The sequence below is a fragment of the Streptomyces sp. NPDC052016 genome, from assembly GCF_044548445.1.
GTDB lineage: Bacteria > Actinomycetota > Actinomycetes > Streptomycetales > Streptomycetaceae > Streptomyces.
This window is the reverse complement of record NZ_JBIUBX010000031.1, coordinates 46,611-70,405: the sequence shown is the minus strand read 5'-3', so window position 1 is coordinate 70,405 and position 23,795 is coordinate 46,611. Positions and strand designations below refer to the sequence as shown.

Below are 23,795 nucleotides of genomic sequence, written 5' to 3'. Positions count from 1 at the left end.
CGAAACAGGACCCCACTAGGCAAACAACGCGGAAAACAGGTCGCCCGTACGCACACGGACACCTCGGGACGGTACCGGTCGGACAGGTGCGACAGGTACCGTGGACCCGGCCCGGACCACGGAAGACCCGAACTGACCACCGAGGGCCGAGGACCGCGGACATCGCAAGGAGCTTCAGGTGTTCAATGACATAGGTGCGCTCGAGCTGGTGACGATCGTCGTCCTGGCCGTGCTCGTCTTCGGTCCGGACAAGCTCCCGAAAGTCATCCAGGACGTGATGCGCACGGTCCGGAAGATCCGTGAGTTCTCGGAGAGCGCCAAGCAGGACATCCGGCAGGAACTCGGCCCGGAGTTCAAGGACTTCGAGTTCGAGGACCTCAACCCCAAGACGTTCATCCGCAAGCAGTTGGAGAACGACGAGCTGGGGCTGAAGGAGATCCGCAACGGCTTCGACCTGAAGAAGGAGATGGCCGAGGTCACGGACGCGGTCCACGGCCGCGACGCGGAGTCGTCCTCGTCGGCTTCTTCCTCCTCGCCGTCCTCCTCCGGTGGTCGCATCGACATGGTGAAGAAGCCCGAGGAGCCGGGCAAGGACGACCGTCCGCCCTTCGACGCGGACGCCACCTGAGCCGCACGCGCCCTCCGGTGTGAGGGGGCGCACGCCTCACGCGCCGGGCGGCTTCCCCCCTGCCGGCGGCGGGGTGGCTATGCTGCCTGGTTGTTGTGCGGACCGGACGAGTACGCCCGAAGGGGGGCGGGCCGGGACGGTCCGGCTAGAGCGAGGAGGCGTCCGGGCAGATGGAGACGACGAGTCGGGCAGTCGCACAGGCGTCGGCCGCGGAGGGCGGACAACCTGTCCCCTCCGCCCGGCGTACGGTCGACGGCTACCTGGAGGCGCCCTTCCCGTGGTACGGCCTCGACGAGGCCTTCACGGGACCGCGCTGGCTGATGCAGGTCGGTACGGCGGCCGACGGCGCCGTCGAGCACGGTTCGATCGGGCACGGTGACGAACCCTCCGTACGGCACGAGACGGCGGGCGAGGACCGCGGCAAGTTCGCGGTCGTCGTGACCGTCGCCGCGAGCCCGTCGCGCCGCAGCGCCGACGGCACGGGGCTTCTGGAGGCCACGTCCGTGTCCTCCGCGGCCTGGCTCGCGGGCGTCGGGCTGCTGTCCTTCACCTGGCCCGGCCAGATGGACCACAGCCTGCGCGACGACTGGCTGGAGCAGCAGACCGAGACGGCGTGGGTGCTGGCCGACGACCTCGCCGGCCCGGACTGGTCCATGCTGTCCCTCCCGGTCGACGGCGTGCCGACCCCGTTCCACTACCGCGAGTCCGAGTTCGGCTGGGTGCTGGCCGGTTCGACGAACGAAGGGGTGCACGTGGGGGCGTACGGCAGAGGGATGAGCGCGTACGGGCTCGGCTTCGCCGTGGTCAAGGACATCTCCGCGTACGCATGAGAGTCCGCTGACGCAGGAGAAAGGGGCGCCGGTGTTCTCCGGCGCCCCTTCGCCGTAGGGCTGGCCCGTACCGCGGGTGCGGGCAGGGTGGCGCTTGCCGCGCCCACGCGGCGGAGCCGCACCTGGATACGGCCCCGCGCCCCCGGGGGAGTTGCCCCTGGGGGCGTACGGAAGCGTCGAGGAGCTCAGAACTTGTTCTTCGGAGTGATCCCCAAGGACAGCCCGGACAGACCGCGCTGACGGCCCCCCAGCTTCCCGGCGATCGCGCGCAGGGCCGCGCCCGCGGGAGAGTCCGGGTCGGTCAGGACGACCGGCTTGCCCTCGTCGCCGCCCTCGCGGAGGCGGACGTCGATGGGGATGCTGCCCAGGACGGGAACCGACGTACCGGTCGTGCGCGTGAGGCCGTCGGCGACGACCTGGCCGCCGCCCGTGCCGAACACGTCGACCATCTCGCCGCAGTGCGGACAGGGCAGGCCGGACATGTTCTCGACCACGCCGACGACCTTCTGGTGGGTCTGGACGGCGATGGAGCCGGCCCGCTCGGCCACCTCGGCGGCAGCCTGCTGGGGCGTCGTCACGACCAGGATCTCGGCGTTCGGAACCAGTTGGGCCACCGAGATGGCGATGTCGCCGGTGCCGGGCGGCAGGTCCAGGAGGAGGACGTCCAGGTCGCCCCAGTACACGTCCGCCAGGAACTGCTGGAGCGCGCGGTGGAGCATCGGGCCGCGCCAGACCACCGGGGCGTTGCCCGGGGTGAACATGCCGATGGAGATGACCTTCACGCCGTTCGCCGACGGCGGCATGATCATGTTCTCGACCTGGGTCGGACGGCCGTCGGCGCCCAGCATGCGCGGCACGCTGTGGCCGTAGATGTCGGCGTCGACGACGCCGACCTTCAGGCCGTCGGCCGCCATCGCCGCCGCCAGGTTCACGGTCACCGAGGACTTGCCGACGCCGCCCTTGCCGGAGGCGACCGCGTACACACGGGTCAGCGAGCCGGGCTTGGCGAAGGGGACCTCGCGCTCGGTCTGGCCGCCGCGCAGGGCGGTCGCCAGCTCCTTGCGCTGCTCGTCGCTCATCACGTCGAGGGCGACATCGACACCCGTGACGCCGTGGACCCGGGAGACCGCGTCGGTGACGCGCTGCGTGATCGTGTCGCGCATCGGGCAGCCGGAGACCGTCAGGTACACGGTGACCGCGACCGCTCCGTCCGCACCGATCTCCACCGACTTGACCATCCCCAGTTCGGTGATGGGGCGGTTGATCTCGGGGTCGTTCACCGTCGCCAGCGCTTCGCGCACCGCGTCTTCCGTAACCATAAGGACGATGGTACGGCGCGCCGAGGGAACCCCGGGATGCCCTTCAGCGGTCGTCTACGTCACGTCGACGCGACCGTTCTGCCGCGACTGCCGGGAATACGCCGTGCCCGTCGTGCCGCCCTTCCAGCTCCTTGGCCATGTCCTGCAGCTCCGAGCGGATCCAGTCCCGGGTGGCGACCTCGCCGAGCCCGATGCGCAGGGCGGCGATCTCGCGGGTGAGGTACTCGGTGTCCGCGATGGACCGCTCGTTCTGCTTGCGGTCCTGCTCGAGGTTGACCCGGTCGCGGTCGTCCTGCCGGTTCTGCGCGAGCAGGATCAGCGGGGCCGCGTAGGACGCCTGGAGGGAGAGCGCCAGGGTCAGGAAGATGAACGGGTACTCGTCGAACCGCAGGTCACGGGGTGCGGAGATGTTCCACAGCACCCACACGATGATCACGACGGTCATCCAGACGAGGAACCGTCCGGTGCCGATGAAGCGGGCGATGCGCTCCGACAGCCGTCCGAAGGCGTCCGGGTCCCACTCGGGCACGATCCGGCGCCGGGGCGGGCGCGGCTGGTCCAGCCGGACGCGCGGGCGGCCGCTGGCGGTGGCACCGGCCGGTGTGCGCTCGGCGCGGGCGCTCTCACGCTCAGGAACCATGCGGACCACCCGCTTCCGTCTCCTCCAGGTGGAACTCCGTCTCCCGCCAGTCATCGGGCAGCATGTGGTCCAGCACGTCGTCCACGGTCACCGCGCCCAGCAGCGACCCCGCCTCGTCGACGACGGGCGCCGCGACCATGTCGTACGTGGCGAAGAACCCGGCGACGAGCGGCAGCGTGGCGTCCGGGGCGAGGGCCTGCAGGTCGTCGTCGACGACCGCGCTGACCAGCGTGTACGGGGGTTCGCGCAGCAGGCGCTGGAAGTGGACCGTGCCCAGGTACTTGCCGGTGGGGGTCTCGTCGGGCGGCCGGCAGACGTAGACCTGGGCGGCGAGGGCGGGGGAGAGGTCGCGGTTGCGGACGCGGGCCAGGGCGTCGGCGACGGTGGCGTCGGGCCGCAGCACGATCGGCTCGGTCGTCATCAGACCGCCCGCCGTGTGCTCCTCGTACGACATCAGGCGCCGCATGTCGGCCGCGTCGTCGGGCTGCATCAGGCTCAGCAGCCGCTCCTTGTCCGCCTCGGGGAGCTCGGCCAGCAGGTCGGCCGCGTCGTCGGGGTCCATGGCTTCCAGGACGTCCGCGGCGCGCTCCTCCTTCAGCTTGCCGAGGATTTCGATCTGGTCGTCCTCCGGAAGCTCCTCCAGGACGTCGGCGAGGCGGTCGTCGTCGAGGGCGGCGGCGACCTCCGCGCGGCGTTTGGCGGAGAGGTGGTGCAGGACGTTCGCCAGGTCGGCCGGGCGCAGCTGCTCGAAGGTGGCGAGGAGGTTCTCCGCACCCTGTCCGTGCTCCTCGAGGGAGAACCCGGTGACGGCCGACCATTCGACGGTGATCTTCTCGCCCTTGCCGCGCCGGAAGGCCCCCGCCTTCTTCCCCTTCTGCACGAAGACCCGGTCGATCTCCCAGTCCCGGCGGGCGGGCAGCTGCTGCACCGACAGGTCGAGGACGGTGACCTCCTCACCGGTCTCGGCGAGGACGACGCGCCGGTCGAGCAGCTCGCCGAAGACGAGGCGCTCGGTGGGCCGCTGTTCGAAGCGGCGGACGTTGAGCACACCGGTGGTGATGACCTGTCCGGACTCGACGCTGGTGACGCGGGTCATGGGCAGGAAGATGCGGCGGCGGGTGGGCAGTTCGACGACCAGCCCGAGCAGCCTCGGCGGCCGCCGCCGGACGCGCAGCATCACGACCAGGTCGCGCACCCGGCCCACCTGGTCGCCGTTGGGGTCGAAGACGGCGACACCGGCGAGGTGCGAGACGAAGATCCGGGGGACGCCCGCGGCCATGGCCGCACCTCCTTCTGGTCCGTGTTCGTGAGGCGTGTTCGCCTTGGTCCTTGTGCGGTTTCCCGCGGTGCTCCCCGCGCTGTTTCCTCTGTGGTTCTTTTCCCAAATGCCCGCTCGTGCGGGCTTCAGGCTAGCCCGTCCCGATCGGGTACGCCCTGGTGAGCGGTCCGGACGGACTGGCTCCGCTAGGAGCCGGCCACCCCGGTACGCTGCGGTACGCCGCTCAGGACTCCCCCGCAGAAAGGCAGCCCCCTCTGTGACTGCGATCCCCCAGGGCCGTACCCACCGCCGGGCCGCACTGGTGAGCGCGATGTGCGCACTGGTCGTGACGGGCCTGGGGATGACGGGGTGCAGTGAGGATCCGGACGCGGGCACGAACGGGGTCGGCAAGCTGCCGGCCGAGCGGATCCAGGCGAAGACGAAGGCGGCCGCGGGCGCGGTCGACGCGGTGCGGCTGTCCGGGACGGTGGTCGCCGGCGGGAAGTCGTACAAGCTCGACATGCGCCTGAAGTCGGACGGCGGCGCCGGGTCGGTCACCGCGGAGGGGGCCTCCTTCCACCTGCTGCGCGTCGGTGACCAGCTGTACCTGAAGGCGGACGCGGCGTTCTGGAAGAACGGGGACGGCAAGGCCGGCACCAGTGAGTCGGACACGGCAGCCGCGGACAAGCTCGACGGCAAGTACGTGAAGGTGCCGACCGGGGACCCTTCGTACAAGAAGTTCAGCGGCTTCACGGACAAGGACCTCCTTCTCGGTGACCTGCTGACGCTGCACGGCGCGCTGGCCAAGGACGGGCACCACGAGCAGGCCGGGGTGCGCACCATCCGCATCACCGGCGACGGCGGCTCCGGCGGCACGCTGGACGTCTCCCTGGAGGGCCGGCCGTATCCGCTGCGTCTGGAACGCGCGGGCGGCGCCGGCACACTGAGCTTCTCGGCCTGGGGCAAGGACTTCGCCCTGGAGCAGCCGACGAAGGGCGAGACGGTGGACTACGGCAAGGAGCTGCCGGCGTCGTGACCGGCCGGGGGCTACTTCCGTCTGCGCTTCTTCAGCAGCAGCCGGGGGAGCCCGGCGGGGATCGCCTCGCGCGTGGTGGCCGGCGAGGGCAGCGGGGCCTCGGCCAGGGAGCCGTCGGGCAGCGGTGACGTGGTCCCGGTGGGTTCCAGGCGGAGCACCCTGCACTCGGCCGCCCACCGCGCGGTCATCGCCTCGCCGTCGGGCGCGTTCAGCCGCTTGCCCTTGAGCTCGGCGACGGCCGCGTCCCACGCCTCGGTGCCGGGCGCGAGCTGGACGACCCGCGCGGTCCAGGAGACGAGCCGGCCTCCCTTGTCCTTGCTGCGGACGGTCACCTCGGCCGTCGCGCCGTCGGTCAGTCCCGGCAGCGGCTGCTCGCCGGACCCGTCACCGACCAGGCAGGCCGCGCCCTCGTGCCACACGTGCCACAGTGCCCGCGCGGCCGGCTGTCCGGCCCCCTTGACCCAGATGAGGCCGGACTTCTTGGTGGCCTCCTCGACGAGGGCCTGGTCGAGCAGCTCGCGTGTCATGGCCTCACCCTATCCAGGAGCGCTCACAGCCAGCCGTTGCGCTTCAGTGTGCGGTGGATGCCCAGACAGAGCATCACCGTGACCCCCATGATCACCGGGTAGCCGTACTTCCAGTGCAGCTCCGGCATGTGGTCGAAGTTCATGCCGTACACCCCGCACACCATCGTCGGTACGGCGATGATGGCCGCCCAGGACGTGATCTTGCGCATGTCCTCGTTCTGCGCGACGGACGCCTGCGCGAGGTTGGCCTGGAGGATGGAGTTGAGCAGCTCGTCGAAGCCGACGACCTGCTCCTGGACGCGGGCCAGGTGGTCGGCGACGTCCCGGAAGTACTTCTGGATGTCGGGGTCGATCAGCCGCATGGGCCGCTCGCTGAGCAGCTGCATCGGCCGCAGCAGCGGCGACACCGCCCGCTTGAACTCCAGGACCTCGCGCTTGAGTTGGTAGATGCGGGTGGCGTCGGTGCCGCGCGGGGTGCCCTTGCGGCCCGGCGAGAAGACCTCGGTCTCGACCTCGTCGATGTCGTCCTGCACGGCGTCCGCGACCGCGATGTAGCCGTCGACGACGTGGTCGGCGATGGCGTGCAGCACGGCCGAGGGGCCCTTGGCGAGCAGCTCGGGGTCGTCCTGGAGGCGGTGGCGCAGCCCGCGCAGCGATCCCTGACCGCCGTGCCGGACGGTGATGAAGAAGTCCTTGCCGGTGAAGCACATGACCTCGCCGGTCTCGACGACCTCGCTGTTGGCGTCCAGCTGCTCGTGCTCGACGTAGTGGATGGTCTTGAAGACGGTGAACAGGGAGTCGTCGTAGCGCTCCAGCTTGGGGCGCTGGTGGGCCTGGACGGCGTCCTCCACGGCCAGCGGGTGCAGCCCGAACTCGCTTGCGATACCGGAGAATTCGGACTCGGTCGGCTCGTGCAGCCCGATCCACACGAAGCCCCCGTCGCGCCGCACCTGGCGCATCGCCTCGTGCGGGGTGAGCGGCGCCGGGGTGTGGACCCGGGCGCCGTCGCGGTAGACGGCGCAGTCGACGACGGCCGAGGGCGTGTCGGGGTCGCGGGTGGTGTCGTACGCCCCGTTGTCCAGGCGCACCCCGCTCTTGTGCAGGGTGGGGCGGGACGGGCGGACCACGGCACGCAGGTCGCGGATCATCGACATGGCAGGCTCCTTCGCGACGGGCGACGAAAGGCGCCGACGACGGATGGAACTACCCGGAATGGGGACGTCCTGACTGCGGATGTTTGGCACGTCCACAAAGCGGGGAGCACCGCTCCGTCGCGGTGGCGGGTTTCGTCACTGATTCAGCTACTGCTGCAGATCGGATGAACCCGGACGATCTGACGATCAATGGATGATCAGACGGATCGGGCGGATCCGGTAAAACGAAACGAAATGCTCTTCCGTGTGAAGACGCGAGCGCGAGAGGCGGCGGTCGGCCGGAGCCACAGAGCTACATCAGCGGCGGGAAGAGCGAGTGGTACTGCACGGTCGACTTCGATCCATGACAGCCCCACCTCCTCCAGCCGGTCCCCCGTGAGGGAATCCCTTCGGCGTCGAGGCTTGATCGCGACGCTTCTGCGTGCTGCCCCGAACCACCGGCCAAGAGTATCAGCCGACTGAAGTGTCAAGGCGCTGCTTTGCCCGGTACTGACGAGTTCTATTCTCGCGGCATGACTGATGTTCTCCCTTTGGTCGAGGCCCGGTTGCGTACCGCGCTGGGCGAGCCGGACGCCCGCGCCGCGGTCACCTTCCTCGGTACGGACCGCGTCGAGGTGCTGCGTTTCCACGAGGGCGACATCGTCCGCTACGCCACGCTCGGCATGTCCGCGCAGCCCATGAGCGACCCCACCGCCATGCTCGCCGACCCGGTCAGGGGCCCCCGTGCCGAGCTGGTCCTCTCCGTGCGCGGCGGCCTCGCCGACACCGACAAGGTGCTCCGTCCGCTCGCCGTGCTCGCCGCGTCCCCGCAGGTCGAGGGTGTGATCGTGGCCCCCGGCGCCTCGCTGGACGTCGGTGAACCCCTGTGGCCCGGCGCGCCGTTCACCTCGGTGCTGGTCGCCGAGCCGGGCGGTCTGGTCGAGGACCTGGAGCTCGACGAGCCGCTCGACCCGGTCCGCTTCCTGCCGCTGCTCCCGATGACCGCGAACGAGGCCGCCTGGAAGCGCGTGCACGGCGCCCAGGCCCTCCAGGAGCGCTGGCTGACCAACGGGACGGACCTCAGGGATCCGTCCCGGAGGTCCGTCCCGCTGGACTGACGCCACGTGAGGAAGGTCACCGACCGGCTCGGCGGACGGTTGGTTGACGGACCGTCGGCTCAGTCGGCGAAGACGGCGACCCCGTCCTGCGCCGCGTGCCTCGGCTCCCGCTCCTCCGCCTCCCGGGTGAGCGCCTCGCGCCGTACGACGACCACGAGCGCGCCCGCGGCGGCCGTGACCGCCGCCACGACGAACGGGACGTGGACGTCGGTCCACTCCTCGATCTTCGGCGCGAAGTAGGGCGCGGCCGCCGCGGCGAACCACCGCACGAAGTTGTAGCCCGCGCTCGCCACGGGCCGCGGGGCGTCCGAGACGCCCAGGGCGAGTTCCGTGTACACGGTGTTGTTCACGCCGATGAAGGCGCCCGAGAGGATCGTGCAGACCACGGCCGTGGTGTGGTCGCCGTACCCCAGGACCAGCACGTCCACGGCGAGCAGCACCAGCGAGCCGCCGAGCACCTTCAGCGAGCCGAACCGTTCCTGCAGGCGCGGGGCCACCACGACCGAGAAGACGGCGAGCAGCACGCCCCAGGCGAAGAAGACCGCGCCCGACCGGTAGGGCGTCATGTTCAGCACGAACGGCGTGAAGGCCAGCACGGTGAAGAACGTGTAGTTGTAGAAGAACGCCGAGGCCGCCGCCGATGCCAGGCCGCCGTGGCCGAGGGCCCGGAGCGGGTCGAGCGGCGAGGTCCTGCGGGCGGGCCTGGGCTGCTCCTTCAGGAACGCCGTGATGCACAGGAAGCCGACCGCCATGAGGACCGCGGTGCCGAAGAACGGGTAGCGCCAGCTCGCGTCGCCGAGCAGCGCGCCCAGCAGGGGGCCGCAGGCCATGCCGAGGCCGAGGGCGGACTCGTACAGCAGGATCGCCGCCGCACTCCCTCCCGCCGCCGCGCCGACGATGACCGCGAGGGCCGTCGAGACGAACAGGGCGTTGCCCAGGCCCCAGCCGGCCCGGTAGCCGACGAGCTGGCCCACCGTGTCCGAGATGCCTGAGAGGCCGGCGAAGATCACGACGAGGGCGAGGCCGAGCAGCAGGGTCCTGCGGCCGCCGATGCGGCTGGAGACGAAGCCGGTCACCAGCATCGCGAAGGCGGTGATCAGGAAGTAGGAGGTGAAGAGGAGGGAGACCTGCCCGGCCGTGGCGTCCAGGCCTTGGGCGATGGACGGCAGGATCGGGTCGACGAGCCCGATGCCCATGAAGGCGACGACGGACGCGCCGGCGGTCGCCCAGACCGCCCTGGGTTGCCGCAGTATGCCGTCGGCTCCCGCGTCGAAGGGGTCCATGCCTGCTCCGATCCCGAGGTAGATGGTTGGCGAATACACATAGTAAGTTAGCTGTTCTAATTAATGTAACTTACATCTATATGGGCGGTCCGGGATCCGGCGGCCGCTGACGTCCGGACGGGTGATCGTCCTTGACGTGGACGAGATGGGGTAGGACCGTGGGGCCCTATGAGGGGCGAACCCAGTTGCCCGAAGTGTGGTGGCCGGGTCAGGGCTCCCGGACTCTTCTCCGACTCCTGGCAGTGCGATGTGCACGGGACGGTGCATCCGCTGCAGCCCGTGATCCCGCCCAGCGTCGAGGCCCTCAGTGTCGTCGTGCACCGCACGCAGGTGCCGGTGTGGATGCCGTGGCCGCTGCCGGTCGGCTGGCTGTTCACGGGTGTGGCGTACGCCGGTGACGACCGCAGCGGTGGCCGCGCCTCCGTCGTGGCCTGCTCCGGTCCCGGTCCGCTCGGTGGCGTGGGCGAGCTGATCCTCGTCGCCGAGGAGCTCGGCGTCGGCCTGGGCGCGCGCTACGCCGGGATCGACGGTCCGGACCCCGGCCCGTACCTGAACGTGGAGAAGCCGCCCGAGACCAAGGTCCTGGCCGCCGGCCGCCCGACCCCGCTCTGGCATGTCTCCGGTTCCCCCGACGACCGCGCGGTCTTCGCCGGCGAGGCGCGCGGGCTGTGGCTGTGGGCGGTGATGTGGCCCGAGCAGTCCAGCCTGCTGATGTACGACGAGCTGGTGCTGACGGACCTGCGCGACGCGGGCGCCGAGGTGGAGCTGGTGCCGTGCGGGGCGTTGTCGCCGCGGCTGCTGAAACCCTAGCGGGGGCTGTGCGGCGACTGTAGGGGGCGAACCTGGGGTTCGGGTGTGACAGAGGACGTTCGCATTCCCGTTATGCTGGAGCGTCCCCTTCCGCCCGTCACCGCCTGGAGTCCGCGTCGTGCGTATCGATCTGCACTGCCACTCCACGGCCTCCGACGGCACGGACACCCCGGCCGAGCTGGTCCGCAACGCGGCCGCGGCCGGTCTGGACGTCGTCGCGCTGACCGACCACGACACCACGCGCGGCCACGCCGAGGCGATCGCCGCGCTGCCGTCGGGTCTCACCCTCGTCACCGGCGCCGAACTGTCCTGCCGTATCGACGGCATCAGCATGCACATGCTGGCCTACCTCTTCGACCCCGAGGAGCCGGCGCTGCTCGCCGAGCGGGAGCTCGTGCGCGACGACCGGGTGCCGCGGGCCCGGGGCGTGATCGCCAAGCTGAACGAGCTGGGCGTGCCGGTCACCTGGGAGCAGGTGGCGCGGATCGCCGGCGACGGGTCCGTCGGACGGCCGCACGTGGCGACCGCGCTGGTGGAGCTGGGTGTCGTCCCGACCGTGAGTGACGCCTTCACGCAGGACTGGCTGGCCGACGGCGGCCGGGCCTACGTCGAGAAGCACGAGACCGACCCGTTCGAGGCGATCCGGCTGGTGAAGGCCGCGGGCGGGGTCACCGTCTTCGCGCACCCGGCCGCGAGCAAGCGGGGACGTACGGTGCCGGAGTCCGCGATCGCCGAGCTGGCCGCCGCCGGCCTCGACGGCATCGAGGTCGACCACATGGACCACGACCCGGACACCCGTGCGCGGCTGCGGGGGCTCGCCGGGGAGCTCGGGCTGCTGGTGACGGGGTCCAGCGACTACCACGGCAGCCGGAAGACCTGCGTGCTCGGCGAGTACACGACCGACCCCGAGATCTACGGGGAGATCACGCGGCGGGCGACGGGGGCGTTCCCCGTCCCGGGCACCGGCGGATTCTGAGGCTCACTCACCCCACGCCTCCCGCTCCTTCGGCTCCCGTTCTCTGCCGCTCGTTCCACTCGTTCCCGCAAGGTCTTCGTACTCATGTTCGATATTGCCGTCTTCGGCTCTCTGTTCCTCACCCTTTTTGTCATCATGGATCCCCCTGGGATCACCCCGATCTTCCTCGCGCTCACCGCCGGGCGCCCCGGCAAGATGCAGAAGAGGATGGCCTTCCAGGCCGTCTGTGTGGCCGGCGGAGTGATCGCCGTCTTCGGGCTCCTCGGCCACCAGATCCTGAACTACCTGCACGTGTCCGTGCCCGCGCTGATGATCGCGGGCGGCCTGCTGCTCCTGCTGATCGCGCTGGACCTGCTCACCGGCAAGACCGACGAGCCGCAGCAGACCAAGGACGTCAATGTCGCCCTCGTACCGCTGGGCATGCCGCTGCTGGCCGGTCCGGGTGCGATCGTGTCGGTGATCCTGGCCGTCCAGAAGGCCGACGGCGCCGCCGCGCAGGTGTCGGTGTGGACGGCGATCGTCGCGATCCACGTGGTGCTGTGGCTGGTGATGCGCCACTCGCTGCTGATCATCCGGGTCATCAAGGACGGCGGCGTGGTGCTGGTGACGCGGCTGGCGGGCATGATGCTCTCCGCGATCGCCGTTCAGCAGATCATCAACGGGGTCACGCAGGTGATCCAGGGGAGCTGACGCCTGCCGGTCCCCGCGGGAGGACGAGCGGAGCCCCGTACGCCATCCGAGTGATGTCGTACGGGGCTCCGAAGTGTGTGAAGTGGGACCCGTGGGTTACGAGGCCGAGGTGTCGGCCGGACGGATCCACAGTCGCTGCCCGATCGCGGCGGCCTGCTGAACGATCCGGTTGACGGAGGCGGCGTCCACGACGGTGCTGTCCACGGGTGTGCCGTCGACGTCGTCGAGTCGCATGATTTCGAAGCGCATGGCTTCTCCCTTCGTCTGGTCATCCTCCTGAGGAGAACTACTGGTGAGTGGCCCATGGGACGACGGTGCCCCCTGTTCCATACGGATTCAACGCGATGCTTGTTACAAACATTCCCTACGCTAAAGAAAATTTTCGAACGACTAATTACTGTCCGGTAAGAGACTTGGCGTAGACCGAACGGGACCGGTTGTGTTCGCAGCGTGACCGCCGGGACAATGGAGGTGATGAACGACGACCTCGCGGCTCTCGCCGCCCGTATCGACCGCACGAACGAGCTGCTGACGCGCATGCTCGCCGAGGTGGCGAAGACGCCCTCGACCCATGCGATCTTCGTCGACGCGGGGTACCTGTACGCGGCCGCGGGCCGGCTCGTCACCGGAACCGAGGACCGCCGGGCCTTCGACCTGGACGCCGAGGGCCTGATCGAGGCGCTCATCGACCGCGCCCGCACCATCTTCGCGGACAGCAGGCTGCTGCGGGTCTACTGGTACGACGGCGCCCGGCGCCGCATCCACACCGCGGAGCAGCAGTCCATCGCCGAACTCCCCGACGTCAAGGTCCGGTTGGGCAACCTGAACGCCAACAACCAGCAGAAGGGCGTCGATTCCCTGATCAGGACGGACCTGGAGTCCCTGGCCAGGCACCGGGCGATCAGCGACGCGGCGCTGCTGGGCGGCGACGAGGACCTGGTGTCGGCGGTGGAGGCGGCCCAGGGCTACGGCGCCCGAGTCCACCTCTGGGGCATCGAGGCCCCCGAGGGCCGCAACCAGGCGGAGCCCCTCCTCTGGGAGGTCGACAGCCAGCGCACCCTCGACCTCGACTTCTTCAAGCCCTACGTCTCACGCCGCACCGCTCCCGCCTACGAGCCGGTCGGCGCGAGCCGGCCCACCCGTGAGGAGGTCCGCTTCGTCGGCGCGCAGATCGCGGCGAAGTGGCTGGTGGCGCGGGGCAGGGAGTCACTCGTGGAACTGCTGCCCGGCCATCCCTACCTCCCCGGCTCCGTCGACCAGGACCTGCTGGTCGAGGCGGAGGGCATCCTCCAGTACTCGCTGCGCGGCCAGGCGGACCTCAGACGCGCCCTGCGGGACGGGTTCTGGGGGCATGTGCAGGCGCAGTACTAGAACCCCGGAAGGACTCCCGCGGAGCTGCCGGACGTGCTCCCGTGGGCGCGGCTAAGGCAGCACCTCCTGGTGCTTGTCCCAGAAGTCGGCGAGGGCGTGGGCCGTCGGCAGGGGCTGGTCCAGGTTCGGTGAGTGCTCGGCGCCCGGGACGACCGTGCGGTCCGCTCCCAGCCGTACGGCCATGTCGTCCAGGACGGTCACCGGCCAGGCGTCGTCGCTCGCGCCCGACAGGACGTGGAACGGCAGCGGTACGGCGGCGAGTTCGGCGACCCGGTCCGGCTCGACCAGCAACTGGCGTCCCGTCGTGAGGAGCTGGGCGGGCTTGTGGTTCAGCCATCGCCGGCGCAACTGCGCGAGATCGCCGAAGCCGCGGGCGGGGCCGCCGACCTCCTCCGGCGGGCCCATCGCCAGGATGGCCTCCCACACCTCGGTCATCGTCATCACCGCGAGCGCCTCGTGCAGCAGCCTCACGCGCTGCTGCTGGGAGGGCGAGATCCGCGCCGGACCCGAGGAGAGCAGCGTGAACGAGACGAAGGGGGAGTGGTCCAGCAGCACGGCGGCCCGGGTGATCTGGCCGCCCAGGGAGTGCCCGACGAGGTGCACGGGCGTGGCGAGCGCCGCCGCCTGCGCGAGCACGTCCCTCGCCAACTCCTCCTGGACATAGGGCGCCTCGTCGTGCGCGGGCCCGTCCGACTCGTTCTGCCCGCGCCCGTCCACCGCCACGGTCCGGTACCCACGCGCCGCGAGGGGCTCGTGCAGGAGGTGGAAGTCCTCCTTGCTGCCGGTGAACCCGGGCACCAGCAGGGCGACGCCCCGGGGCTCGGCCCCGGCGGCCACGGGCGCGTCGACGACGGCGAACTCGCCGCGCGCGGTCCGCAGGTGGTAGGCGCGGGCGCCGGCGGGCGGGGGGAAGCTGATCGGCGAGGTCACGGGGGTGAGGCTACCGGCAAGGAGCGGCGGCCGAGGCTCCGCTGTCCTGGGAAGACGCCGACGGCCCGGCCCTCCGAGTGGGAGGACCGGGCCGTCGGGCCGTTCCGTCGGCGATCGCGCCGGGCGATCACCGTTGCGCGTGCGCTGCGCGCGGGATCAGCCGTCCGCGGGCTCGGCGGCGGCCGTCGCCTTGCGCGTACGCCGCGTCCTCGGCTTCGCCTCGGTCGCGTCGGCCGTCGCTTCCGCCGGGGCCGGCGCCGTGGCCGCGGTCTTGCGGGTGCGGCGGGGCTTGGGCTCCGGTTCCGCGGTGGCCTGGGCCGGGATCTCGGCGGTGGTGGCTGCCGTCGGCTGGGTGGCCTTGCGGGTGGTGCGGCGGCGGGGCTTGGCCTCGGTGCCTTCGGCGGTGTCGACGGCTGCCTCGGCGGGGGCCGTGGCCGCGGTCTTGCGCGTCCGGCGGGGCTTGGCCTCGGTGGCCTCGGCCGTGTCCACGGCGGCTTCGGCCGCGGTGGCCGTCGTCTTGCGCGTACGGCGCGGCTTGGTCACGGCGGCTTCCGCCGCCGTCTCCGTGGCCTCGACGGTCGCGGCGGCCGTCTTACGGGTCCGGCGCGGCTTCGCCTCCGTGGCCTCGGCCGTGTCGACGGCGGTCTCGGCCGCGCCGGCCGTCGCCTTGCGGGTGCGGCGGGGCTTGGGCTCCGGTTCCGCGGTGGCCTGAGCCGGGATGTCGGCCGTGGTGACCGCTTCCGGCTGGGCGGCCTTGCGCGCACGGCGGGGCTTGGACTCGGCGCCTTCGGCGGTGTCGACGGCTGCCTCGGCGGGGGCCGTGGCCGCGGTCTTGCGCGTCCGGCGGGGCTTGGCCTCCGTGGCCTCGGCCGTGTCCACGGCGGTTTCGGCGGGGGCCGTGGCCGCGGTCTTGCGGGTGGTGCGACGGCGCGGCTTGGTCTCCGCCTCTTCCGTAGCCGGCGCGCCCTCCGCCGTGTCGACGGCGGTTTCGGCCGCGGCGGCGGTCGCCTTGCGCGCACGGCGCGGCTTGGCCTCGGGAGTCGCTTCCGCAACCGGGGTCGCGGTCTCGGCCGGCGCCTCGGCGGTGTCGACCGCGGTCTCGGCCGAGGCCGTCGCCTTGCGGGTGCGGCGGCGCGGCTTGGTCTCCACGGCCTCCGCCGTGTCGACGGCCACTTCGGCGGCCGGGGTCTGCGTCACCGTCTCGGCCGGGGTCTCGGCCACCGTCTCCGGCGAGGCGTCCGCGCCGCGACGGGTGCGGCGGCGGCGCGGCTTCGCCGGGGTCTCCGGGGCATCGAGGGCCGGGCCCTCCGCCGTGGTCACGGCCGCTTCCGCTGCCTCGGGGGCGACGGACGCGACGGGCGCGGCGACAGCGGCCTCCTGCAGGGTGGCCCCGCCCCGCGTACGGCGCCGCCGGCGCGGCGTACGCGGCGAAGCCGCCTCGTCCTCCGCCACGGGGGTCTGCTGCTCCGGAGCCGGCGTCGCGTCGAGCGGGGACCCGCCCCGCGTACGACGGCGGCGGCGCGGCGTACGGGCCGAGCGCTCGCGGTCGTCGGAGCGGGACTCGTCCCGGCCTCCTCGACGGTCACCGCGACCGCGGCCACCGCGGCCGCCCGGCTCGCCCAGGTCCTCCAGCTCCTCCGCGTCGAGCCCGGCGCGCGTGCGCTCCGAGCGCGGCAGGACGCCCTTCGTGCCCGCGGGGATGCCGAGTTCCTCGAAGAGGTGCGGGGAGGTGGAGTACGTCTCCGGCGGGTCGCTGAAGTCGAGCTCCAGCGCCTTGTTGATCAGCTGCCAGCGGGGGATGTCGTCCCAGTCGACGAGGGTGATCGCCGTGCCCTTCGCGCCCGCGCGGCCGGTGCGGCCGACGCGGTGCAGGTACGTCTTCTCGTCCTCGGGCGACTGGTAGTTGATGACGTGGGTGACGCCCTCGACGTCGATGCCGCGGGCGGCGACGTCGGTGCAGACCAGGACGTCGACCTTGCCGTTGCGGAAGGCGCGCAGCGCCTGCTCGCGGGCGCCCTGGCCGAGGTCGCCGTGGACCGCGCCGGAGGCGAAGCCACGTCGTTCGAGCTGCTCGGCGATGTCGGCGGCGGTCCGCTTCGTCCGGCAGAAGATCATCGCGAGTCCGCGGCCCTCGGCCTGCAGGATGCGGGCGACCATCTCCGGCTTGTCCATGGAGTGCGCGCGGTAGACGTGCTGCTTGATGTTCGCGACCGTCGCGCCCTCGTCGTCCGGCGCGGTGGCGCGGATGTGTGTGGGCTGGGACATGTAGCGGCGCGCGAGACCGATGACCGCGCCCGGCATGGTCGCCGAGAACAGCATGGTCTGCCGCCTTGCCGGCAGCATGTTGATGATCTTCTCGACGTCGGGCAGGAAGCCCAGGTCGAGCATCTCGTCGGCCTCGTCGAGGACCAGGGACTTGATGTGCTTCAGGTTCAGCTTCTTCTGGCCCGCGAGGTCCAGCAGCCGGCCCGGGGTGCCGACGACGACGTCGACGCCCTTCTTCAGGGCCTCGACCTGGGGCTCGTAGGCCCGGCCGCCGTAGATGGCGAGGACGCGCACGTTGCGCACCTTGCCCGCGGTCAACAGGTCGTTGGTGACCTGGGTGCACAGCTCGCGCGTGGGGACGACGACGAGCGCCTGCGGGGCGTCGGTGAGGTCCTCGGGGCGGGCGCGGCCGGCCTCCACGTCGACGGGGACGGTGACGCGCTCGAGGAGCGGAAGGCCGAAGCCGAGCGTCTTGCCGGTGCCGGTCTTGGCCTGGCCGATGACGTCCGTGCCCGACAGGGCCACGGGGAGCGTCATCTCCTGGATGGGGAAGGGGGTGGTGATGCCGACGGCCTCCAGGGCCTCGGCGGTCTCGGGGAGGATCCCGAGCTCTCGGAACGTCGTAGTCAGGGTGCTGCCTCTTCTGTGTGCGCGGTGCGAGGCGAGCGCGGGGGTCTTGGACGGACCGTGCCGGGGACGTCGGCTGCCTTACGGGCAAACCGCTTGGGCAAGCCGTATGGCACGGGACCTCTGCCGACGCTCTAGCGCTCGTACCGCTGAGGGGTTCCCTCCGATCCCCGTACGCACAGTGCCGTACGGTCAGGGAGGGCTGTCGGGTCGGAGCCGATCGGGCCACCGACCGGGCATCCTCATACGTGCGGCCTGTCGAGATACGTCGACGTATCAGCAGGCGCATTACCACCATACCCCGGAATCGTGCACACGCGATGGCCGATTCGGTCACGTTGTGGTTGTCACACCGACGGGTCCGGCCCCGCGGGTCCTCCGGGGCGCGCCGATGACCACACGGACTGACCAGGGACTTCCGTCGGACGGCGAGCGGACTATTGTGCGCTTCATGACGACCTCTGACAAGCCTGAGAACCCCGCCACCGGAATCGCCGCCCAGGACTGGGCGAGCGCCTCCACGGACCCCCAGTACCGGGCCGCGGTCGTGGACCTGCTCGGTGCGCTCGCGTACGGCGAGCTGGCGGCGTTCGAACGGCTCGCCGAGGACGCCAAGCTGGCGCCCACGCTGGAGGACAAGGCGGAACTGGCGAAGATGGCGTCGGCCGAGTTCCACCACTTCGAGCGGCTGCGTGACCGGCTCACCGAGATCGGTGAGGAGCCGACGCTCGCGATGGAGCCGTTCGTGGCCGCGCTCGACGGCTTCCACAAGCAGACGGCCCCCTCGGACTGGCTGGAGGGCCTGGTCAAGGCGTACGTCGGCGACTCGATCGCCAGCGACTTCTACCGCGAGGTCGCGGTGCGCCTGGACGTCGACACCCGCGCGCTGGTGCTGGCCGTGCTCGACGACACCGGTCACGCGGGCTTCGCGGTGGACCGGGTGCGTGCGGCGATCGACGCCGACCCGCGCGTGGGCGGGCGCCTCGCGCTGTGGGCGCGGCGGCTGATGGGCGAAGCCCTGTCGCAGTCCCAGCGCGTGGTCGCGGACCGCGACGCGCTGTCGACGATGCTCGTGGGCGGTGTCGCGGACGGCTTCGACCTCGCGGAGGTCGGCAGGATGTTCTCCCGGATCACCGAGGCGCACACCAAGCGGATGGCCGCGCTGGGCCTGGCGGCCTAGCGGCCGGCCCGCTCTCGCCCTCCCGGGGCCCTTTGCGGCCTGCTGCTGACCGGGTCCTTGCGGCTTGCCGCCTCGGGCCTACGAGGCCGCCTCCCCGGTTTGCTCCGTGCGGATCCGGGGCCGTTGTGGCCTGCCGACCGGAGGCTTTGCGGCTTGCCGCCTCCGGCCGACGCGGCCGGAGGCCGCCTGGGCTCCGTGCGGCTGTCCAGGACGAATTGCGGCCTGCTGCCGACTGGGGTCCTTGCGGCTTGCCGACCAGGCTTTTGCGGCCCTCTGTCGACCGGGCCCCATGAGGTCCGCGGCCCTGGGCTTTTGGGGTATGCCGCCGACCAATGGCCCTTGCGGCCGCCCAGGGCCTTTGCGGCCCGCTGTTGCCGACCGGGGCCTTTGCGCCCGCCGTCGACGAGCGGCCCGCGAGGACCGCTGTCGACCCGGCGCTCCCTCGCGGGGCGTCGGCGCTAGGCCGTCGCTGATCGTCGACGGAGCCGGCCCGCGGGGCGCAGCAGCAGGGAGAGGGAGGCGGCGGAGACGACCGCGGCGCCGAGGAGGCTCAGCAGCGCGGAACCGGGGCCGAGCGCGCTGTGGGTGACGAAGTCACCGAACAGGGCGCCCGCGACGCCCGTCGCGAACACCAGGCTGGACGTGGGCAGTCGGTGGGACAGGCGATGGACCGCCGCCCACGCGAGCACGAGACCCAGCACAGCGGAGCCGAGCGCTTCCAAGATCATGCGGGTCCCTCCCAGACGGCCGGGCTGTGCATCGAGGTCGTAGCCCGTCATACCCGTGACCTGCGGAACGCAATCCTCCCGTGTGCTCGAGCCGTGCTCCATTCGTGGAGAAACCGTGAGAGGGGCCCGGCGGACCGTACGGCCGCCGGGCCCCTCTCACACCCGTGCGTCTACAGCGCGCCGAAGCCCACCTTGCGCGGGGCCGGTTCGCCCAGCTCGACGTAGGCCAGGCGGTCGGCCGGGACCAGGACCTTGCGGCCGTGCTGGTCCACGAGGGTGAGCAGCTGCGACTTGCCGGCCAGTGCCTCGGCCACTACCCGCTCGACCTCCTCGGGGCTCTGACCGCTCTCCAGAACGATCTCGCGGGGCGCGTGCTGCACGCCGATCTTGACCTCCACGGCTAAGTCCCTCCGACGGTCAGTGGTGCGCGGGCGTCCGCGCCGTACGCTGCACACATTAGCCCGGTGAGGGGACGGACACGGCGCGGCCGTCCACGCCAGGAGCGAACAGCGGACGGGAACAAACGGCCCGGGGTGCGCGGACTCCCCCCGGAGCTCGTTCGGTCGCGGCTCTCTCGTGCGTGTGGCTCAGTGCTGCTCGGTGCCGTGCAGCGGGAAGCCGGCGATGCCGCGCCAGGCCAGGGAGGCCAGCAGTTGCACCGCCTCGTCACGCGGGACGCTGCGGTCGCTGTGCAGCCAGGAGCGGGCCACCACCTGGGCGAGACCGCCGAGGCCGGACGCCAGCAGCATCGACTCCGCGCGCGAGAGGCCGGTGTCCTCGGCGATGACGTCGCAGATCGCCTCGGCGCAGTCGTTGGTGACCTTGTCGACGCGCTCGCGCACCGCCGGCTCGTTCGTCAGGTCCGACTCGAAGACCAGGCGGAAGGCGCCGCCGTCGTCCTCGACGTACGCGAAATAGGCGTCCATCGTCGCCCGGACGCGCTGCTTGTTGTCGGTCGTCGAGGCGAGGGCGTTCCGCACCGCCTGGATGAGCGACTCGCAGTGCTGGTCCAGCAGGGCGAGGTAGAGGTCGAGCTTGCCCGGGAAGTGCTGGTAGAGCACCGGCTTGCTGACGCCCGCGCGCTCGGCGATGTCGTCCATCGCGGCCGCGTGGTAGCCCTGCGCCACGAAGACTTCCTGGGCGGCGCCCAGCAGCTGGTTCCGTCGGGCACGGCGCGGCAGGCGCGTGCCTCGCGGGCGCGCCGCCTCAGTTTGCTCGATGGCTGTCACGCCGCCTCCCAAAGTCGTCCTCTTGCGGTGTGCCGCCGCGCCGTCATCGTACTTTTCGGTAACCGTGTCGTGCGCGGTGCGAGTGCAGAATTTCACGGACCGGACGGCGACAAAAGCCGTATGGAAGGTTTGAAACCGGTGCTTTGTGGGCAGAATCGGCCGCCACTGTTCGCGGTCCGGGTGGGTGCTCGGCGGCCGTCGTCAGCGGTAGTCGTCCTCGTCGAGCGAGACGACGCGGGCCTGTTCGACGAGGTCGGCCTCGTTCGCCCGGGCGGGGTCGACGCTCTCCAGGGGGTCGTCGCGTCCCGGTGCGACGTCCGCGTGCTGCTCGGCGGCATCGTTCTCCGGGGCCTCGACGTCGAACTCCGTGGCGTCGTCCTCGTCCTCGAACGTCTCGGGGTCGGTGGGGTCGATGGCCATGGTGGGCTCCCTTCCTACGAACGTCCCTGAAAGCAGGGGCCACAGCGGGTGCCCTCTGGTACGAGCCTAGGAGACACCTTTTGCGGACGCTATGCGATGTGCCCAGGAATCGCCTCGTCATCTGCGCGGCATCCGCCGGGGATGTGTGACGGCGGACACACGGGTTCGGGCGTGATCGTCTCGTAACATTGCGGCATGTCTTCGCCCGAGCTGCCCTCTGTGCCGCCCACCGATGTGCTGCCGAAGGCGGCGTCCGTCCGGGTCGCCGAGGGTGAGCGGCTCCGGTCGGTCGGTCTGCCGGGCGTCACCCTGACGATCCGCTCCCGCCCACCCGCGCGCGAAGGGCTGGAACCGGCGCTCTTCGTGCACGGGCTCGGGGGTTCCTCGCAGAACTGGTCCGCGATGATGGCCCTGCTCGACGGGGTCGTCGAGAGTGAGGCCGTCGACCTGCCCGGCTTCGGCGACTCCCCGCCGCCGGACGACGGCGACTACTCCATCACGGCACACGCGCGTGCCGTCATCCGCTACCTCGACGCCTCCGGCCGCGGACCCGTCCACCTCGTCGCCAACTCCCTCGGCGGCGCCGTGTCGACCCGGGTCGCCGCGGTCCGGCCCGACCTGGTGCGCACGCTCACGCTCGTCTCGCCCGCCCTGCCCGAGCTGCGCGTGCAGCGCAGCGCGGTGCCCACGGGCCTGCTCGGCATGCCCGGTGTGGCCGCGCTCTTCAGCCGCTTCACCCGCGCGTGGACGGCCGAACAGCGCGTCCGCGGTGTCGTGGCCCTGTGCTACGGCGACCCCGGGCGGGTCTCGTCGGACGCGTTCCGTCACGCGGTGGAGGAGATGGAGCGGCGGCTGCGGCTGCCGTACTTCTGGGACGCGATGACGCGCTCCGCGCGCGGGCTGGTCAGCGCCTACACCCTCGGCGGCCAGCACGGCCTGTGGCGCCAGGCCGAGCGTGTCCTCGCCCCCACGCTCCTCGTCTACGGCGGCCGCGACCAGCTCGTCGGCTTCCGCATGGCCCAGAAGGCCGCGCGCAGCTTCCGCGACTCCCGTCTGCTCACCCTGCCGAACGCCGGCCATGTGGCGATGATGGAGTACCCGGAGACGGTGGCCATGGCGTTCAGGGAGCTGCTGGCCGAGACGGGCTCGGCGACGGGAACCGCGGCGCCGACGGGGACGATTGACACGACGGGGACGATGGACACTACGGGGACGACGAACACTGCGGAGACGACGGAGCCGGATGCGGGAACCGGTACGGACTCCGGGGCGTTGTCCGAACGTGCCGGCGGGTCAGCCGGTGCGGGGAGCTGAGGGGGGTCGTGGGACGCCATAGCCGACGTGGGCCCGCGCCCAAGAGGGCTCCACAGAGCGATGCGGGAAGTGCCCCGGGTGCTTCGCGCGGGGATGCGCGCGGTGGCCGTGTCCAGGGAGCGGGGCGGCCCGCCGAGGGGACCCGGACGCGTGGGATGCAGGGGTTTCCCGAGGGGACCCCGGCCCATGGGGTGCCCGCGTACCCCGACGGGACACCGGCGCACGGCACCCCCCGGTTGCCGGACGGGACCCCTGCCCACGGTTTCCCCCAGGTCCGTGGCGGGCACCCCCAGCAGCGTGAAGCCGGGGGCGGCTGGGGCGAGTTGAGAGGACCCACCGCGAGCGGTGTCGGACCCCTGATTCCCCGTCAGCGACCGGCCGGTCCGGGCGGGCCGCGCCAGGAGTACCTCGACGCCTTCGCCGAGGACGACGACGTCTTCACCCGCCGCAGGCCCGTGTCCGCCGCCGCGTCCGCGGGCACGAGGGGCTCCTCCGACGCGTACGACCCGTACGCCTCCGTCACCGACTGGGACACGGCTCCCCGTCCGGCCGCCCCGGCGGACCTCGACGACGATGCTCCGCCCACCGGCGAACCCGTGGCCGCCAGGGGCGGCAAGGGGCGTACCTTCACCGGGATCGCGGCCGCCGCCGTCACCACCGTGCTGGCCGTGGTGGTGGCCGGGCAGGTCACCGACGCGCAGGACCAGGACTCCGTCCAGTCGCAGGCCGCGACGGATCAGTCCGCGCGCGACGCCCGTGACTCCGCCACGCGCGGGGACGACCGGCCCAGCGCTTCCGCGTCGGCCGCGGCGGCGCCGTTGACGTACGAGCAGAAGATGGCTGAGCGGTACGCGCTCAGCGCCACGCTCAAGGGATCGGGCGAGTTCGAGGCCGTGCCCGGCATCGACAAGGCGCCCGGCAAGGGGCGGAAGTACACCTACCGCGTCGACGTGGAGCGGGGGCTGGGGCTCGACGCCGAACTCTTCGCGCAGGCCGTGCAGAAGACCCTGAACGACGACCGCAGTTGGGCCCACAACGGCGCACGGACCTTCGAGCGGATCCACTCGGGCAAACCGGACTTCGTCATCACGCTGGCCAGCCCGGGCACCACCGCCGACTGGTGCGCCAAGTCGGGCCTGGACACCACCGTGGACAACGTCTCCTGTGACTCGGCCGCCACCGAGCGAGTCATGATCAACGCGTATCGGTGGGCGCAGGGCTCGAAGACCTTCGGCGACGCGATGTACGCCTACCGGCAGATGCTCATCAACCACGAGGTCGGCCACCGCCTCGGCAACAGCCACGTGACCTGCGACAAGAACGGTGATCTCGCGCCGGTCATGCAGCAGCAGACCAAGTTCCTCGAGCATGACGGAATCCGCTGCCTGCCGAACCCCTGGCCCTATCCCAAGAGTTGACGGGCGCTGCGGGCCTGGGCGGCACGCGGGGTCGCCCGCACCCAGAGTTGCCGTAACGTTTCGCG

At 71.5% G+C, this 23,795-nt stretch carries 24 protein-coding genes; 11 read left to right on the top strand and 13 right to left on the bottom strand.

The genetic code is table 11. The annotated features are described in order from the left end of the window. Nucleotides 1–178 precede the first annotated feature (178 nt). Together ACIHAR_RS32795 and ACIHAR_RS32790 are read left to right on the top strand one after the other, a co-directional pair. Nucleotides 179–628, top strand: a complete 450-nt coding sequence (locus ACIHAR_RS32795) for a sec-independent translocase (protein WP_400022946.1) — start codon at nt 179–181, stop codon at nt 626–628. Between the two features lie 170 nt (nt 629–798). Further along, nucleotides 799–1,458, top strand: a complete 660-nt coding sequence (locus ACIHAR_RS32790; RefSeq protein ID WP_388758464.1) for a hypothetical protein — start codon at nt 799–801, stop codon at nt 1,456–1,458. 185 nt (nt 1,459–1,643) lie between these two features. On the opposite strand, the gene ACIHAR_RS32785 is transcribed toward ACIHAR_RS32790, so the two are convergent. From ACIHAR_RS32785 to ACIHAR_RS32775, 3 genes are read right to left on the bottom strand one after another with little or no spacing between them, the layout of a single operon-like run. Further along, nucleotides 1,644–2,777, bottom strand: coding sequence for an Mrp/NBP35 family ATP-binding protein (locus ACIHAR_RS32785; RefSeq protein WP_400022945.1), 1,134 nt, complete (start codon nt 2,775–2,777; stop codon nt 1,644–1,646). Nucleotides 2,778–2,820: 43 nt separating this feature from the next. Then, nucleotides 2,821–3,417 carry a DUF1003 domain-containing protein gene (locus ACIHAR_RS32780; RefSeq protein WP_365469686.1) on the bottom strand — a complete coding sequence of 199 codons (597 nt, stop codon included), beginning with the start codon at nt 3,415–3,417 and terminating at the stop codon, nt 2,821–2,823. Continuing rightward, nucleotides 3,407–4,696: a magnesium transporter MgtE N-terminal domain-containing protein gene (locus ACIHAR_RS32775; protein ID WP_365469683.1), complete on the bottom strand. Its 1,290-nt coding sequence runs from the start codon at nt 4,694–4,696 to the stop codon at nt 3,407–3,409. Before ACIHAR_RS32775 ends, ACIHAR_RS32780 begins: the two co-directional genes overlap by 11 nt. A 256-nt stretch (nt 4,697–4,952) precedes the next feature. Between ACIHAR_RS32775 and ACIHAR_RS32770 the strand changes: the two genes are divergently transcribed. Beyond that, the gene (locus ACIHAR_RS32770; protein ID WP_400022944.1) at nt 4,953–5,711 is read left to right on the top strand and encodes a hypothetical protein; all 759 of its coding nucleotides are present in this window, start codon (nt 4,953–4,955) and stop codon (nt 5,709–5,711) included. Between the two features lie 11 nt (nt 5,712–5,722). On the opposite strand, the gene ACIHAR_RS32765 is transcribed toward ACIHAR_RS32770, so the two are convergent. Beyond that, nucleotides 5,723–6,238, bottom strand: a complete 516-nt coding sequence (locus tag ACIHAR_RS32765) for a hypothetical protein (protein WP_400022943.1) — start codon at nt 6,236–6,238, stop codon at nt 5,723–5,725. A 23-nt stretch (nt 6,239–6,261) separates the two neighbouring features. Next, nucleotides 6,262–7,392 (bottom strand): magnesium and cobalt transport protein CorA, encoded by a 1,131-nt coding sequence (locus ACIHAR_RS32760; RefSeq protein ID WP_400022942.1) that lies wholly within the window; start codon nt 7,390–7,392, stop codon nt 6,262–6,264. Nucleotides 7,393–7,904: 512 nt separating this feature from the next. Between ACIHAR_RS32760 and ACIHAR_RS32755 the strand changes: the two genes are divergently transcribed. Continuing rightward, nucleotides 7,905–8,489 (top strand): suppressor of fused domain protein, encoded by a 585-nt coding sequence (locus tag ACIHAR_RS32755; RefSeq protein ID WP_365469672.1) that lies wholly within the window; start codon nt 7,905–7,907, stop codon nt 8,487–8,489. 59 nt (nt 8,490–8,548) lie between these two features. Here ACIHAR_RS32755 and ACIHAR_RS32750 read toward each other — a convergent pair whose 3' ends face one another. Next, nucleotides 8,549–9,772: an MFS transporter gene (locus ACIHAR_RS32750; protein WP_400022941.1), complete on the bottom strand. Its 1,224-nt coding sequence runs from the start codon at nt 9,770–9,772 to the stop codon at nt 8,549–8,551. A 168-nt stretch (nt 9,773–9,940) separates the two neighbouring features. On the opposite strand from ACIHAR_RS32750, the gene ACIHAR_RS32745 reads away from it, so the two are divergent. The 3 genes from ACIHAR_RS32745 to ACIHAR_RS32735 all read left to right on the top strand — a co-directional run bounded on the left by ACIHAR_RS32745 (nt 9,941) and on the right by ACIHAR_RS32735 (nt 12,248). Next, entirely contained in the window at nt 9,941–10,582 is a 642-nt protein-coding gene (locus ACIHAR_RS32745; RefSeq protein WP_388758478.1) for a DUF6758 family protein, read from the top strand. A 118-nt stretch (nt 10,583–10,700) separates the two neighbouring features. After that, nucleotides 10,701–11,558, top strand: a complete 858-nt coding sequence (locus ACIHAR_RS32740; RefSeq protein WP_400022940.1) for a PHP domain-containing protein — start codon at nt 10,701–10,703, stop codon at nt 11,556–11,558. 84 nt (nt 11,559–11,642) lie between these two features. Continuing rightward, nucleotides 11,643–12,248: a MarC family protein gene (locus ACIHAR_RS32735; RefSeq protein ID WP_400022939.1), complete on the top strand. Its 606-nt coding sequence runs from the start codon at nt 11,643–11,645 to the stop codon at nt 12,246–12,248. 96 nt (nt 12,249–12,344) lie between these two features. Here the strand turns inward: ACIHAR_RS32735 and ACIHAR_RS32730 are convergent, their stop codons facing one another. Continuing rightward, a complete protein-coding gene (locus ACIHAR_RS32730; RefSeq protein WP_007384531.1) occupies nt 12,345–12,497 on the bottom strand; it encodes a hypothetical protein in 153 nt (50 codons plus the stop codon). Between the two features lie 216 nt (nt 12,498–12,713). Between ACIHAR_RS32730 and ACIHAR_RS32725 the strand changes: the two genes are divergently transcribed. After that, nucleotides 12,714–13,619, top strand: coding sequence for an NYN domain-containing protein (locus ACIHAR_RS32725; protein WP_365473054.1), 906 nt, complete (start codon nt 12,714–12,716; stop codon nt 13,617–13,619). A gap of 51 nt (nt 13,620–13,670) precedes the next feature. Here ACIHAR_RS32725 and ACIHAR_RS32720 read toward each other — a convergent pair whose 3' ends face one another. Then, a complete protein-coding gene (locus ACIHAR_RS32720; RefSeq protein ID WP_400022938.1) occupies nt 13,671–14,549 on the bottom strand; it encodes an alpha/beta fold hydrolase in 879 nt (292 codons plus the stop codon). A 156-nt stretch (nt 14,550–14,705) separates the two neighbouring features. After that, a complete protein-coding gene (locus ACIHAR_RS32715; RefSeq protein ID WP_400022937.1) occupies nt 14,706–17,351 on the bottom strand; it encodes a DEAD/DEAH box helicase in 2,646 nt (881 codons plus the stop codon). Nucleotides 17,352–17,883: 532 nt separating this feature from the next. Here ACIHAR_RS32715 and ACIHAR_RS32710 point away from each other — a divergent pair. Then, nucleotides 17,884–18,621 (top strand): ferritin-like fold-containing protein, encoded by a 738-nt coding sequence (locus ACIHAR_RS32710; protein WP_400022936.1) that lies wholly within the window; start codon nt 17,884–17,886, stop codon nt 18,619–18,621. A 458-nt stretch (nt 18,622–19,079) separates the two neighbouring features. Here the strand turns inward: ACIHAR_RS32710 and ACIHAR_RS32705 are convergent, their stop codons facing one another. From ACIHAR_RS32705 to ACIHAR_RS32690, 4 genes are all read right to left on the bottom strand, one after another. Then, nucleotides 19,080–19,349 carry a hypothetical protein gene (locus ACIHAR_RS32705; protein ID WP_365470688.1) on the bottom strand — a complete coding sequence of 90 codons (270 nt, stop codon included), beginning with the start codon at nt 19,347–19,349 and terminating at the stop codon, nt 19,080–19,082. 170 nt (nt 19,350–19,519) lie between these two features. After that, a complete protein-coding gene (locus tag ACIHAR_RS32700) occupies nt 19,520–19,747 on the bottom strand; it encodes a DUF3107 domain-containing protein (protein WP_365470691.1) in 228 nt (75 codons plus the stop codon). Nucleotides 19,748–19,936: 189 nt separating this feature from the next. Beyond that, a complete protein-coding gene (locus tag ACIHAR_RS32695; RefSeq protein WP_365470694.1) occupies nt 19,937–20,578 on the bottom strand; it encodes a TetR/AcrR family transcriptional regulator in 642 nt (213 codons plus the stop codon). 201 nt (nt 20,579–20,779) lie between these two features. Further along, on the bottom strand, nt 20,780–20,998 hold the full coding sequence (locus tag ACIHAR_RS32690) for a hypothetical protein (protein ID WP_365470697.1): 219 nt from the start codon (nt 20,996–20,998) through the stop codon (nt 20,780–20,782). Nucleotides 20,999–21,193: 195 nt separating this feature from the next. Here ACIHAR_RS32690 and ACIHAR_RS32685 point away from each other — a divergent pair, with 195 nt between their 5' ends. Beyond that, complete coding sequence (locus tag ACIHAR_RS32685) at nt 21,194–22,312, top strand: alpha/beta fold hydrolase (RefSeq protein ID WP_400022935.1); 1,119 nt, start codon at nt 21,194–21,196, stop codon at nt 22,310–22,312. An 8-nt stretch (nt 22,313–22,320) separates the two neighbouring features. Continuing rightward, entirely contained in the window at nt 22,321–23,730 is a 1,410-nt protein-coding gene (locus ACIHAR_RS32680; RefSeq protein ID WP_400022934.1) for a DUF3152 domain-containing protein, read from the top strand. The last annotated feature ends 65 nt before the right edge of the window (nt 23,731–23,795 follow it).

Bases quoted from the DNA above. Each gene is read 5' to 3' on its own strand.
- ACIHAR_RS32790 (WP_388758464.1), top strand. From the start codon at position 799: ATGGAGACGACGAGTCGGGCAGTCGCACAGGCGTCGGCCGCGGAGGGC.
- ACIHAR_RS32785 (WP_400022945.1), bottom strand. From the start codon at position 2,777: ATGGTTACGGAAGACGCGGTGCGCGAAGCGCTGGCGACGGTGAACGAC.
- ACIHAR_RS32780 (WP_365469686.1), bottom strand. From the start codon at position 3,417: ATGGTTCCTGAGCGTGAGAGCGCCCGCGCCGAGCGCACACCGGCCGGT.
- ACIHAR_RS32775 (WP_365469683.1), bottom strand. From the start codon at position 4,696: ATGGCCGCGGGCGTCCCCCGGATCTTCGTCTCGCACCTCGCCGGTGTC.
- ACIHAR_RS32765 (WP_400022943.1), bottom strand. From the start codon at position 6,238: ATGACACGCGAGCTGCTCGACCAGGCCCTCGTCGAGGAGGCCACCAAG.
- ACIHAR_RS32760 (WP_400022942.1), bottom strand. From the start codon at position 7,392: ATGTCGATGATCCGCGACCTGCGTGCCGTGGTCCGCCCGTCCCGCCCC.
- ACIHAR_RS32755 (WP_365469672.1), top strand. From the start codon at position 7,905: ATGACTGATGTTCTCCCTTTGGTCGAGGCCCGGTTGCGTACCGCGCTG.
- ACIHAR_RS32750 (WP_400022941.1), bottom strand. From the start codon at position 9,772: ATGGACCCCTTCGACGCGGGAGCCGACGGCATACTGCGGCAACCCAGG.
- ACIHAR_RS32745 (WP_388758478.1), top strand. From the start codon at position 9,941: ATGAGGGGCGAACCCAGTTGCCCGAAGTGTGGTGGCCGGGTCAGGGCT.
- ACIHAR_RS32735 (WP_400022939.1), top strand. From the start codon at position 11,643: ATGTTCGATATTGCCGTCTTCGGCTCTCTGTTCCTCACCCTTTTTGTC.
- ACIHAR_RS32730 (WP_007384531.1), bottom strand. From the start codon at position 12,497: ATGCGCTTCGAAATCATGCGACTCGACGACGTCGACGGCACACCCGTG.
- ACIHAR_RS32725 (WP_365473054.1), top strand. From the start codon at position 12,714: ATGGAGGTGATGAACGACGACCTCGCGGCTCTCGCCGCCCGTATCGAC.
- ACIHAR_RS32715 (WP_400022937.1), bottom strand. From the start codon at position 17,351: ATGACGCTCCCCGTGGCCCTGTCGGGCACGGACGTCATCGGCCAGGCC.
- ACIHAR_RS32705 (WP_365470688.1), bottom strand. From the start codon at position 19,349: ATGATCTTGGAAGCGCTCGGCTCCGCTGTGCTGGGTCTCGTGCTCGCG.
- ACIHAR_RS32690 (WP_365470697.1), bottom strand. From the start codon at position 20,998: ATGGCCATCGACCCCACCGACCCCGAGACGTTCGAGGACGAGGACGAC.
- ACIHAR_RS32685 (WP_400022935.1), top strand. From the start codon at position 21,194: ATGTCTTCGCCCGAGCTGCCCTCTGTGCCGCCCACCGATGTGCTGCCG.